12 protein-coding genes are annotated in these 11,655 nt (G+C 37.6%); all 12 read right to left on the bottom strand.

All coding sequences use genetic code 11. The features are described from left to right. Window positions 1-1,272, bottom strand: a 1,272-nt coding sequence (gene glyS, locus P6936_RS07775; RefSeq protein ID WP_338079169.1) for a glycine--tRNA ligase subunit beta, incomplete at its 3' end; no start/stop codon positions are given. Next, complete coding sequence (glyQ, locus tag P6936_RS07770) at window positions 1,265-2,146, bottom strand: glycine--tRNA ligase subunit alpha (protein WP_276881305.1); 882 nt, start codon at window positions 2,144-2,146, stop codon at window positions 1,265-1,267. The genes glyQ and glyS, both read right to left, overlap by 8 nt. Window position 2,147: 1 nt before the next feature. Next, on the bottom strand, window positions 2,148-2,915 hold the full coding sequence (gene recO / locus P6936_RS07765) for a DNA repair protein RecO (RefSeq protein WP_276881304.1): 768 nt from the start codon (window positions 2,913-2,915) through the stop codon (window positions 2,148-2,150). Beyond that, a complete protein-coding gene (era, locus tag P6936_RS07760) occupies window positions 2,902-3,783 on the bottom strand; it encodes a GTPase Era (RefSeq protein WP_004837500.1) in 882 nt (293 codons plus the stop codon). The genes recO and era overlap by 14 nt, the downstream gene beginning before the upstream one ends. Beyond that, window positions 3,780-4,175 carry a cytidine deaminase gene (cdd, locus tag P6936_RS07755; RefSeq protein ID WP_276881302.1) on the bottom strand — a complete coding sequence of 132 codons (396 nt, stop codon included), beginning with the start codon at window positions 4,173-4,175 and terminating at the stop codon, window positions 3,780-3,782. Before cdd ends, era begins: the two co-directional genes overlap by 4 nt. Beyond that, window positions 4,172-5,503, bottom strand: a complete 1,332-nt coding sequence (ybeY, locus tag P6936_RS07750; RefSeq protein ID WP_276881301.1) for an rRNA maturation RNase YbeY — start codon at window positions 5,501-5,503, stop codon at window positions 4,172-4,174. The genes cdd and ybeY overlap by 4 nt, the downstream gene beginning before the upstream one ends. A gap of 8 nt (window positions 5,504-5,511) precedes the next feature. Continuing rightward, a complete protein-coding gene (locus P6936_RS07745) occupies window positions 5,512-6,480 on the bottom strand; it encodes a PhoH family protein (protein ID WP_276881300.1) in 969 nt (322 codons plus the stop codon). A gap of 75 nt (window positions 6,481-6,555) precedes the next feature. After that, window positions 6,556-6,906: a hypothetical protein gene (locus P6936_RS07740; protein WP_276881299.1), complete on the bottom strand. Its 351-nt coding sequence runs from the start codon at window positions 6,904-6,906 to the stop codon at window positions 6,556-6,558. After that, window positions 6,899-7,843 (bottom strand): flotillin-like protein FloA, encoded by a 945-nt coding sequence (floA, locus tag P6936_RS07735; protein WP_276881298.1) that lies wholly within the window; start codon window positions 7,841-7,843, stop codon window positions 6,899-6,901. Before floA ends, P6936_RS07740 begins: the two co-directional genes overlap by 8 nt. Further along, window positions 7,843-8,457 (bottom strand): NfeD family protein, encoded by a 615-nt coding sequence (locus P6936_RS07730; protein WP_276881297.1) that lies wholly within the window; start codon window positions 8,455-8,457, stop codon window positions 7,843-7,845. Before P6936_RS07730 ends, floA begins: the two co-directional genes overlap by 1 nt. Before the next feature lie 121 nt (window positions 8,458-8,578). Beyond that, window positions 8,579-9,085, bottom strand: a complete 507-nt coding sequence (locus P6936_RS07725; protein ID WP_276862895.1) for an RNA-binding protein — start codon at window positions 9,083-9,085, stop codon at window positions 8,579-8,581. A gap of 14 nt (window positions 9,086-9,099) precedes the next feature. Continuing rightward, a complete protein-coding gene (locus tag P6936_RS07720) occupies window positions 9,100-10,983 on the bottom strand; it encodes a hypothetical protein (RefSeq protein ID WP_276881296.1) in 1,884 nt (627 codons plus the stop codon). Between the last annotated feature and the right edge of the window lie 672 nt (window positions 10,984-11,655).

Below are 11,655 nucleotides of genomic sequence, written 5' to 3'. Positions count from 1 at the left end.
TTCTTCTTCGCCAGACTTTTCTGCATAAATCCTACCCATAGTTCCTTGTAGCTCGGTAAATTCTACTACCATCTTTGTTACAAGGTCTGCCTTGGCAAGGTAAGCCGCTCTTCCTATCGGATGGGTCATATCTTCACCGATAGCTAGTGCTTGTCTGTATCTTTCTGTAAGGTCAGTAAGTCTGTCGGTTTTTAGTTTCATATTGCCTAAGCCCTCAAAGAAGGTTAGACTATTAAGCTCATCAACATAAGAATCAAGAGATTTTTTGATATCCAATTCATAGAAGAATTTGGCATCTTCAAGTCTTGCAACCAAGACTTTCTTGTTACCTTCGATGACATTTTCCTTGAATTCTTCATCCCCATTTCTTACAACCAAGAAGTATGGAAGAAGATTCTTGTTTTCGTCAAGGACTGGGAAGTATCTTTGATGGTCTTTCATAGGAGTTGTTACAACTTCCTTAGGAAGTTCTAGGTACTTCTTGTCAATATCTCCGATAAGGACTGTCGGATATTCTACTATATTGATAACTTCATCGAGGAGGGATTCATCTTTCATATATTCTCCCCCTACCTCACTTGCTAATCTATTAAGACCCTTGAGTATTATATCTTTTCTATCCTTGTATCTTAGGATGACATAATTTTCCTTTAAGAGTTTTTCGTAATTTTCTATCTTGTCTATGACAATTTCAGCTGAACCAAGGCTTCTGTGGCCCTTGCTGATATTTGATACTTTTATGCCTTCAGCATCAAAAGTTAGAACTTCATCATCTAGGAGGGAGACGAACCATCTTATTGGTCTTGCCCATCTGATTGACTTGCCAGCCCATCTCATAGACCTTGGGAAGGATATAGACTTTACTAAATCATAGACATTTTCCTTTAAGACTTCTGCTACTGACTTAGACTTTTCTTTTTTTTCTATGAAAATATAGTCTTCACCCTTAAATTCTCTTATTACTACATCAGCTATGTCTGCTCCTTGACCCTTTAGGAAACCTAGGAGGGGCTTGTTGGCTTGACCGCCCTCGTCATAGGCGATTTTTACGCTAGGGCCCTTTACAGATATAGTTTTTTCTTCAGTATCAGCATTTACATTATTTAGAAAAATAGCAAATCTTCTTGGTGTTGATTCCACGAGGACTTCTTCGCAAGTCAACTTGTTTTCTTCTATCAGTTTTTTAAACTTATCTTCTAATTGTTTCTTGGTATTTTTGACATAATCAGAAGGTATCTCTTCTACTCCGATTTCTAATAAGTAATTACTCATCATTATCCTTTCTTAGAAGAGGGTAGCCGAGCTCTTCTCTTTTCTCAATAAACTTATGTGCTACCTTGCTTGATACATCCCTAACTCTTTTGATGTAGTGGCTTCTTTCTGAAACAGAAATAGCTCCCTTGGCATCTAGGGTGTTGAAGGTGTGGCTTGTCTTTAACACATTGTCATAGGCTGGTATGCAAAGGCCCAAGTCGATTAGCCTGTTGGCCTCTTTCTCGTAGATGTTAAACAATTCTTCTAGGACTTCATTGTCGGCATCTTCGAAAGAATACTTAGAATTTTCATATTCTGGAAGATAGAAAATATCCCTATAAGTCAAATTCTTAGACCACTTGATATCAAATACATTATCCACATCTTCAAGATACATAAAGATTCTCTCAAGGCCTATGGTTATCTCCCCACTTTCAATCTCGCAGTTAATACCACCTACTTGTTGGAAATAGGTAAATTGTGTGATTTCCATCCCATCTAGCCACACTTCCCAACCAAGTCCCCAAGCTCCGAGGGTTGGGCTTTCCCAGTTGTCTTCTACGAATCTAATGTCATGTTCCCTAGGATTAATTCCTATTGACTCTAGGCATTGAAGGTAGAGCTCTTGGATATTATCTGGTGTTGGTTTTAAGAGTATCTGCATTTGGTGGTGTTGGTAGAGCCTGTTAGGATTTTGTCCATACCTACCATCGGCAGGTCTTCTAGAAGGCTCAACATAGCATACTTTCCATGGTTCAGGACCTAGGGCACGCAAAAATGTGTGAGGGTTCATAGTTCCTGCTCCCTTTTCGGTATCGTAAGGAAGCATAACAGAACAACCCTGTTTCATCCAAAACTCTTCCATTTTCATTATTAAATCTTCAAAGTACATTCTAATTCCTTTCGCTTAATTTCTTATAGACCCAATCCATAGAAGGGAAACTTCTAAGATCAAGCTTTTTTAAGCAATAATCTATTATTAATCTGGCAACTTTCTCATAATTTTCGCTTGGGCTAAGATTAGCTAGCTCATCGGATCTGCTATAAAGAAGTTTATAGAAATACAAAAACTCATCATAAGAAAGAAATATCCTATCCAAGGCTTTTTTCTTATCGTCTTCGCATATAACCGAAGCCTCTTCGATGGAGAAAAAATTATTCCCATTATCTATAATTTTACCGCATATACCGCAAGTAGAAAAGTTAGGCTTTAGCCCTGAAAATGATATGTATTTAATCATAAAGGCGAGGAAAATATTAATATAGTTTTTCTCGGCTTCTTCAAAGGCTCTAAAACTAATATCTAAGAGCTTAAAGACCGTATCAATTTGTGTTTCATCCATAGTCTTTAGCAAAAAATCACAGATAGCCGACTTATACAAAATCACATCGAAATTCTTCTGTGATTTCTTATAATTTTCTAAGACCTCTCCTTCCCTTATCCCATAAAAGTCCTTGCCCGACTTGTACAAGGATAAGTTTACCTTCATAAATCTTCCTGTCAAAGAAAGCTTGTCAGAGTTTTTGCGATAAACTCCCCTGGCGAGTATTGATACCTTGCCGAGCTTATCGGTAAAAACTTCGACAATCTTACTAGTTTCATGATAGGGAAATTCTCTTAGGATAAAGCCTGTAACATCGCTTAGATCACTTGTAGCCAAAGCGATCCACCAGCTTTTCTTTCTTTCTCCAGTCCTTTTCAACCTTAACCCACAATTGGAGGTTGACCTTACTGTCAAGGAACTTTTCTATCTCACTTCTAGCATCCATGCCGATTTTCTTAATCATAGATCCCTTTTTGCCTATGACAATTTCCTTATGGCTAACTTTCTCAATGACTATAGTAGCCCTTATATCTATCAAATTCTTATCAGGCCTTTCTTTGAAATCATCAATCCTAACGGCGACTCCATGAGGGACTTCTTCCGAAAGATTTCTTAGGGCCTTTTCCCTAATTATCTCAGAAACAATAAACCTCTCACTCCTATCAGTTATCATATCCCTATCATAGTAAGCTGGCCCAAAATCAAGCATATCCTTGACAGTCTTTATATAAATATCGACATTTTTTCCTTCTAGGGCAGAAATCTCCAAGATTCTATCGAAGTCATAAGCCCTAAAATTCGCCCTAATCTTTTCAATCTTATCCTTAGCTAGTAGGTCGGTCTTGTTGATTAGTAAAATCTTAGGAAGCTTTATCTTATCTAGCATAGCTAGGATTTCTGTGTCTATCCTTCCAATTTCCAAAGAATCATCCACAATCATCGTTACTATATCCGACTCCTTTAGGCTTTCCTCAGAAAAAGTCAGAAGCTTTTCTTGAAGCTTGTTTCTAGGAGTTTGGATGCCTGGAGTATCGAGAAATATTATTTGACTTTCCTCATCATTATATATAATTTGTATCTTATCCCTGGTAGTCTGTGCCTTGTTGGATATTATAGAAATCTTCTCTCCTAGGATTTTTTCCATAAGAGTAGATTTGCCAACATTGGCCCTGCCTACAACAGAAACGAAACCTGATTTTATCATTCTAAATCCTTTTTGCTAAAACTATGGGGTAAAAGATCGTCCATAGTATAAATCTTATAATCGCTTACAGAATTGGCTATGACAAGCTTAGTATCATCATCAAAAAACTCCGCCATAAATTGCCTACACACTCCACAAGGGAAAGTATCCTCGCTATCTCCTGTTATGATAATTGTATCAAACTTTCTTTCACCTGCAGAAATAGCTGCGGCAAGAGCCGACCTTTCCGCACAAAGAGTTGCAGAATAAGAGGCATTTTCTATATTAATTCCCTCGTAAAGCTTGCCAGTCTTTGTTAGAACTAGGGCCGACACCCTAAAATTAGAATAAGGAGAATAGGAATTTTCCTTATTGCCTATAGCCCTTTGTATTAATTCTTCTAAATTCTTCATGAAAATATCCCAAAAATCGCAAGAGCTATACTAACTCCTAGTATCGCTCCCCTAATAATTTCCTTGGCCGAATGAATATCTGCCTCATACCTGCTTTCTGCAACTATTAAGGCAAGACCTGCCAAAATTATCATAAGCATCGGATCATCTACTAGCAAAAACCCAATAGTTCCAAGGCCAAAAGCTACCGATGTGTGACCACTAACAAAACCACCCCTAAAGGCTGTTCCATGTCCCTCATAAAAAACTCCCTTAAAAAATATAGTCAAGATTATAATAAGGGAAATAGAAATCAAGGCCAAGTGGCTCGGTCTTCTGGCTATCCTTAGGATAACTGAATCGTAGAAATTGAGAAACTTATCAAAAAATATCATATAGCCCACAAAAATTGCATTGAGGGCTGCTATAAAGGTTGCTGCCGCAGAAACATCCTTGGCAGACTTGGCAAGGCTTAGCCACCTACCATCAGCAGCAATATCGACAGCATTTTCTAGGGCAGTGTTGACTAGCTCAAGGGCTATAACACTTGATATAGAAAAAACTAGAAACATCATCTCAATTCTCGATAAATTAAAAAAAAGACTAGCCACAAGAACTATGGCGCAGGTTAGGAAATGAAATTTCATGTTTTTTTCGTGATTGATAGCAAAAACTAGACCCTCATAGGCATAATCAAAGCCCTTTAGGAATTTTTGCCCATGGCTTAGATTCTCCTTAGTATAAATCTTGCCATATTCGACATTAGCATATCTTTGCTCAAGCCTAAGTTCTTCCTTGATTTCTTCCTTTAGCTCATCTTTGATTTTGCTAAAGTCGCCTCCTTCTTCTGCCTTGGCTAATTCATAATCCTTCTTGTCAGCATGATCGAAGTTTTCGTGATTATCATCCTTAAAAACCCTAAGATTTCTCATGATTTCCTTCTCACGAGCCCTCATCTTCCTCTTATCGTCTTCTTCCATGTGGTCATAGCCTAGAAGATGTAGGGTTGAATGACAAGTAAGATACATTATCTCTCGCCTTAGAGAATGGCCAAACTCCCTAGCCTGATCCTTGGCTACATCCATACAGATTACAATATCACCAAGCATGATATCCTCACCAGGCAAGTTCATATCATCATCTAGGGGGAAGGATAGGACGTCAGTTTGCCTATCTATATTCCTAAATTCCTTGTTAAGCCTTTGGATTTCCTCCCTATCAACAAAAGTAATAGAGACTTCGTAATTATCCCCTAAGCCTTCTGTCTTTAGGACTTCTCCTATGGTTTTTTCGAGGTCGGCATCCATTTCTATCTTTTCATTTGTATCATTTTCTATTAAAAGATGCATAAGCCCACCTATTCTTCTTTCTTATTATCTTCCTTATCTTTTAACTCTTGTCTTTGTTCAATAAGTCTTTTCTCTTCCCTATCATAGGCATCTATTATCCTTTGAACAAGAGGATGTCTTACCACATCTATGGAAGAAAATTCCATAAAGGCTATACCTTCTACATTTCTTAGGATGTGCTCGGCTGCCCTGATTCCACTTTTTTTCCCACGAGGTAGGTCTACTTGGGTCTTATCTCCAGTAATAATAGCCTTGGAGCCAAAGCCAAGTCTTGTTAGAAACATCTTCATCTGCTCCTGGGTCGTATTTTGTGCCTCATCCAAGATCACAAAAGACCTATCTAGGGTTCTTCCTCTCATGTAGGCAAGGGGAGCTACTTCTATTAGTCCCTTTTCAACTAGATTTTGATAGGACTCAAAGCCCAAGATATCAAAAAGCCCATCGTATAGGGGTCTTAGATATGGATCAACCTTATCTTGCAAATCTCCCGGCAAAAAGCCCAGGCTTTCTCCTGCTTCAACAGCTGGACGAGTGAGAATTATTCGATCAACCTCGCCCTTCTTGAAGGCCCTAACAGCCATGGCAACAGCAAGATAGGTCTTTCCCGTACCAGCAGGCCCTATACCAAAAACTATGTCGTTATTTCTTATCTTATCAATGTAGGATTTTTGGCCAAGGGTCTTTGCCTTTATTGGCTTGCCATCAGCCCTAGTTATTATCACATCATCGAGTAAGGACTTTATAACATCCTTATTTTCTCTCTCTAGCATATCAGCATGGTATTTGATATTTTGGAAGTCGAGAAGCTTACCCTTCTTAATTTCTCCTAAAAGTTGGTCGAGAAGACTCTTGCTAAACTTAACCCCAAGCTCATCTCCGCTGATTTCTAGGTCCTCATCCTTAACCCTAATTTTCGTATCAAATCTATCTTCTATATATTTTCTATTTTTATCAAAATTCCCGAACAAGCTAATCACTTGTTCAGGACTTTCTATCGCTAATAATTCTTTAATATCAATCCCTCCAATAGGAATATTATACTCTTTTGGCAGCTATTTTCTCTTAGCAAGAGGCTTGGCTAGGATTTCCGAATAAATCATAGCCTTCTTGAGATTGAGTCTTCTCTTTGATTTTTTCTTTTCCTCGGCGATTTTTTCTTCTTCTCTCTTCTTTATAGCTTCTTCAATTCTCATCTGAGCAGCCTTATCGCCTTCTTCTGTTTGAATATTCTCTTTTTTTATATTCTTTTTATTTTGGCTCTTTTGCCCTTTGGGCTTGAAGATATCATCAACCGACTCGTCCATGTATTCATTTAGAAGCTCACTTGCCCTATTTAGCCATTCCTCAAAGCTAGGCTTTGTTTTTTTCTTATCCTTGTAGTTGGGCTTATGGAAATTAAACATCAAACTCAGCCCCATCATCAGCAGAAATAGACTCACGCATCTTGGTGTCGGCATTTATATTTTTAAGATTATAATAATCCATTACACCGAGGTTACCTTCTTCGAAAGCCTTGGCTATGGCAATAGGAATCCTACTTTCTGCTTCAACTACCTTGGCCTTGTTTTCTTGTTCGAGGGCTATGGCTTGGGCACGTCTTTCCTCTGCCTTGGCTTGGGCTATATTCTTGTCAGCCTCAGCCTGATCTCTTTGAAGTTGGGCGCCGACATTTCGTCCTACGTCCACATCAGCTATATCTATGGATAAAATCTCGAAAGCTGTTCCAGAATCAAGACCCTTCATAAGAACGGTTTGGGAAATATTGTCTGGATTTTCCAAAACTTGGGCGTGGGAATCAGAAGAACCTACTGTAGTTACAATTCCTTCGCCTACTCTTGCTATGATTGTTTCTTCTCCAGCACCACCGACTAGCCTTTCTATATTTGCCCTAACAGTAACCTTGGCTATAACCTTAACCTCGATACCATTTTTGGCAACGGCAGCAATTACTGGAGTATTGATTACCTTAGGTGTAACTGATACTTGAACAGCCTTAAAAACATTACGACCAGCAAGGTCTATGGCTGCTGCTTGCTCGAAAGAAAGCTCGATATTTGCTCTTTCTGCTGCTATAAGGGCGTCTACTACTTGATTAATATTACCCCCTGCTAGATAATGGCTTTCCAAATCATTAGTTGTAATTGGAATACCTGCTTGGTAACTTTTAATCATTGCATTTACTATTTTTGAAGGAGAAAGTCTCCTAAAACGCATGGCAACAAGGGCTGCCATAGAAATATTAACCCCAGAAAATCTCGCTGTTATCCAAAGACCCACTGGCACCATGGTGAAGAAAACCACCACTAAAACTAAAACTAAACCAATAATAACAAATTCCATCATAACTCCTTTACCACTATGTGGCCATCTTTCACACTTACTACTACAATATCCTTATCATTTTTAATAAAATCTCCCTGACTTCTGGCATCATAATAAGAATCATCAAGCACAATTCTTCCTGTCGGACGAAGAATACTCTTAGTCTTGCCCTTTTTACCTAGAAGACTAGAATAATCAGCCTTGGATGCAATATCCCTGCTATTAACCGTCCTAAGTATGTCCCTATCAAAAATATTAGCCCTAAAGCCTAGGAGGACATAAACTGTTAGGCTAAAAACTATGGCAAGACTTGCTCCAATTAGTAGAAAAAGCTCCCTGCCATCCATCCATATAGAATTATAAATAGCAAGACCAATAAGACCAAGACCCGTTATCCCAATCAAGCCAAAACTCGGTATAAAAATTTCCAAAGTAAGGAGGGTTACTCCAGCTACAAAAGCTATCAAAGGCCAACTTTCTGCCATATGATAAGTTGAATTAGTATAATAAAATACCCCCAACAAAATTATGGCAAGCCCCGCAAAAATCAGCTTCTTGTCGGTAAACAAAATCGAAATAAGACTAACAACTGCAAGGACAAAAGTCAAGCCTATGGCTAATTCATAAATCATAACATCTCCTTTCTGCTCTTTATATAATTATCATATATTTGTATCGAAAAATCAAGAAATTAACATCCTAAGCTTTCTTACTAAAAAACAGGCTAATTTCTTAGCCTGTAAATTTTGATTATTAATTATTGTTTTGAACCTTCTCGAGAACTTCGTTAGCCTTATCCAAAACTTGGTTGGAATGATCGAGCATCTCTTGGACTTCAGCTTCCCTGCCTTCGATAGCCTCTGGTGATTCTGTTTGTAGGATTTCTATAGCCCTAACAGTAACCTTAGCATCAAAGATCGCTTGTTCAAGCTTTGCAACCAACTCTTCCTTTGTCTTTGCATCCTTATCTGAATCTTCTTTTCCTTCAGCATCCTTTTTGTCAGCATCATCCTTGCTATCTTTCTTATCTGTAGCTTCCTTTTCGGATGTACCTTCTTTTTTATCTTCCTCAGCGTCTTTTTTGCTGTCAGCTTCCTTCTCTGCAGTTCCTTCCTTTTTCTCAGGATCAGCACTCTCACTTACTTCAGTCTTCTTGGAAGCATCTTCTTCGTTATTTTTGTTCTTACTTAAATTGTTGCATGATGTAAGACTTAGACTTAGCAAAAGTCCTGCAAGAACAACTTTATTCGTAATTTTCATATACCTGCTTCTTTCTATTTATTCTTCTTTCTAGTCAACACTAAGGCTATAGCAGCTACAACAAGAACCCCACCTGCAAGAGGAAGCACTGACTCAACACCAGTTCTAACCTTGCCACCAGCATTTTTCTTGGTGCTTACTACTCTTTTAGTAGTCTTTGCCTTATTGCTACCTTTTTCTGGTTTTTCTGGGTTCAAATCCTTATTAAAGTCGTCTTCCAAGGCCTTGAGGTCGTCAACATTAGCATCTTTATTATCCTTTAAGTCCTTTAACTTATCGTCATACTCTTTCTTTAACTTCTTTAGAGAATCTTCGGTAAGATTATCTGACTTAGCTTGGTCAATGTATTTTTCAAGAGCCTTTAGCTTATCATTGAATTCTCCAGCGAAGTCCTTATCCTCTATTGCCTTTTTAGCTTCTTCAAAAGCCTTTAAATTTTCTTCTGTTTTATTTTTTCCTAAGTCCTCAAAAGCCTTCTTGTAAGCTTCCTTTAGCTTCTTTGGAGCTCTTCTGAAATTTTCACTTTCAGTAAATTCTTTGTTTTTATCGACATTAAGAGCAGTAGCAATCTTAGATATCAAAACATCTTCTTCTGCCTTCTCAATCTGTCTTTTTGCTTTTTCAACAGCAACAATTTTGCTTTCTGCATCTGGGCTTGATTCTGATACGCCATCCAAGGCCTTGTAGGCATCTTCATAGGCTTTTCTAAGCTTCTCATCGGCTTTCTTAAACTTATCGCTTGCTATAAAATCTTTATGAGAATCTCTAATAGCCTTTAATCTCTTGGCAAATTCATCAAATTTCTTTTTATCTTCATCTGATTTCTTTGGATCTATCACAGGCTTATCATTAATAATTACCTTGCTGGTAGCAACTACGTAAGCATCGAGTGATGACTTTAGATCTTTTACAGGTAATTCAAGATTAGCTAAATCATCCTCTAATTTAGACTTAGAAGATTTATAAGCTTCAAGATTTTTCTTCTCTTCCTTTTCCTTATCTGTTAGAGAATCTTTTTTATCTAAGTCGCCTAGTCTTTTTTCTATCTTAGCATCATCTGAGTTAGTAGCTTCAAGGAAAATTTTTGCATCAAGACGCACTTCGCTAAGGTCTTTAGTTTCGCCCATGCCTTTTGTATAAACATCATCAGGATATCCATACTTAGCTTCTTCATCGCTGAGCTTAGATTCCTTGATAGTTAGCTTATTATCTTTCTTGAACTTGTCAATAGCATCAGAAAATGCCTTTACATTTTCTTCTATTTCATCTGTTTCATGGTCTTTTTCAGCTAAAATCTTATCAGCTTTTTCTGCTAGGGTCTTTAGGTCAGCAGGAAGCTCAACCTTAGCAGTCTTAGCTGCTTCTTCGAGTTGAGTCAAGTCAGCCTTTATATTTCTTAGCTTGATTCTGTTAGGAATATTCTTAACAACAGTATAACCAAGCTCCATTGAATCTTTTAGTAAAGCTTTCTTATACTCAGCACTATAATCTTCAGCTTTGCCATCTTCCTTAACTTCTTTTTCAATGTCTTTTACTATAGCATCATAAGCTTCTTTATAGGCTTTCTTTTCTTTTTCTGTAGCAAGTTTATATACATTTGAAGCCTCAACTTCGCTATTAAACTTTTCTACTTCAGCCTTGACAGTTTCCTTTACCTTTGTTGTAGGAGCAGTTTCCTTTAAAGGTTGAGCTGGAGGGTTATCTTGTGCAGCTCTGTCAGTAACTGGTTGTTCTTCTTTTTTTTCTACATCTTCCGATTTTTTAGCAGAATCTTCTCCTTGTTCTTCCTCTGCATAAACAAGGTTATTTAATCTTATAGTGTAATTTTGGCTTGTTTGCACAGGACCTAGGCTTAGTCCTAGAAGAAGTACAGCAATGCCTATCTTATTTTTATTCATAATTTCTCCTATCCATTTCGTATCTTACATAAATTATATAGCTTTCTAAGAAATATGTCAAAAGCTCTTCCTTATATGATATTATAGTTACTTTTTGGAAAATATACAATAGCCTTGGAAGATATTTTTTCAAATATCTGAGACTAAATATTTTTGTTTTAGTATTAGTTGATATTATAGAAACTTTTTCTCAAAAGGTTGGCGACTTCGCAACTTTGGATGCACTAAGGAGTGTTTAGAAGATATTTTTATTTATCTTAGACTAAATTTTTTTATTATTAGTAATATTTGATATTATAGAATATTCTCTTTCTAAGGTTGGCCCCTTCGAACCTTTGGGGGAACGCTAAGGGGGCGGCAGAGGCCCCCTCCAGCTTTCCCCCAAGCCCCCTTTTCCCTCACCCCCGCTGCTCCTTGTGCGGAGTGCGGATTTTGTTGATTGGCTTCGCCAATCTTTTATGTATAGGTGGGAACCTTCGTATTAGTTAGTGTAGACTCTTAGGATTCCTAATCATCATTCGCTAAAAATTTATAACTCGCTAACGCTCAAACAGATAAATTTTCTTAACGCTCATTCTGATTATCCATACTGCTAGATAATGTGGTATTGAGGGATTCGATGCATTTATAGATTTATAATTATAAGATTTACTAGTTAGATTCCTCCAAACT

The sequence above is a fragment of the Anaerococcus tetradius genome (genome assembly GCF_947087635.1).
Taxonomy (GTDB): Bacteria; Bacillota; Clostridia; order Tissierellales; family Peptoniphilaceae; genus Anaerococcus; species Anaerococcus tetradius.
The sequence above is the reverse complement of the archived record's forward strand: the minus strand, read 5'-3'. Positions and strand labels throughout refer to the sequence as shown.

What these genes read in the sequence shown, in the direction of transcription:
- glyQ (WP_276881305.1), bottom strand. Translation starts at nt 2,146, where the DNA reads ATGTACTTTGAAGATTTAATAATGAAAATGGAAGAGTTTTGGATGAAA.
- era (WP_004837500.1), bottom strand. Translation starts at nt 3,783, where the DNA reads ATGATAAAATCAGGTTTCGTTTCTGTTGTAGGCAGGGCCAATGTTGGC.
- cdd (WP_276881302.1), bottom strand. Translation starts at nt 4,175, where the DNA reads ATGAAGAATTTAGAAGAATTAATACAAAGGGCTATAGGCAATAAGGAA.
- ybeY (WP_276881301.1), bottom strand. Translation starts at nt 5,503, where the DNA reads ATGCATCTTTTAATAGAAAATGATACAAATGAAAAGATAGAAATGGAT.
- P6936_RS07740 (WP_276881299.1), bottom strand. Translation starts at nt 6,906, where the DNA reads ATGTTTAATTTCCATAAGCCCAACTACAAGGATAAGAAAAAAACAAAG.
- floA (WP_276881298.1), bottom strand. Translation starts at nt 7,843, where the DNA reads ATGGAATTTGTTATTATTGGTTTAGTTTTAGTTTTAGTGGTGGTTTTC.
- P6936_RS07730 (WP_276881297.1), bottom strand. Translation starts at nt 8,457, where the DNA reads ATGATTTATGAATTAGCCATAGGCTTGACTTTTGTCCTTGCAGTTGTT.
- P6936_RS07725 (WP_276862895.1), bottom strand. Translation starts at nt 9,085, where the DNA reads ATGAAAATTACGAATAAAGTTGTTCTTGCAGGACTTTTGCTAAGTCTA.
- P6936_RS07720 (WP_276881296.1), bottom strand. Translation starts at nt 10,983, where the DNA reads ATGAATAAAAATAAGATAGGCATTGCTGTACTTCTTCTAGGACTAAGC.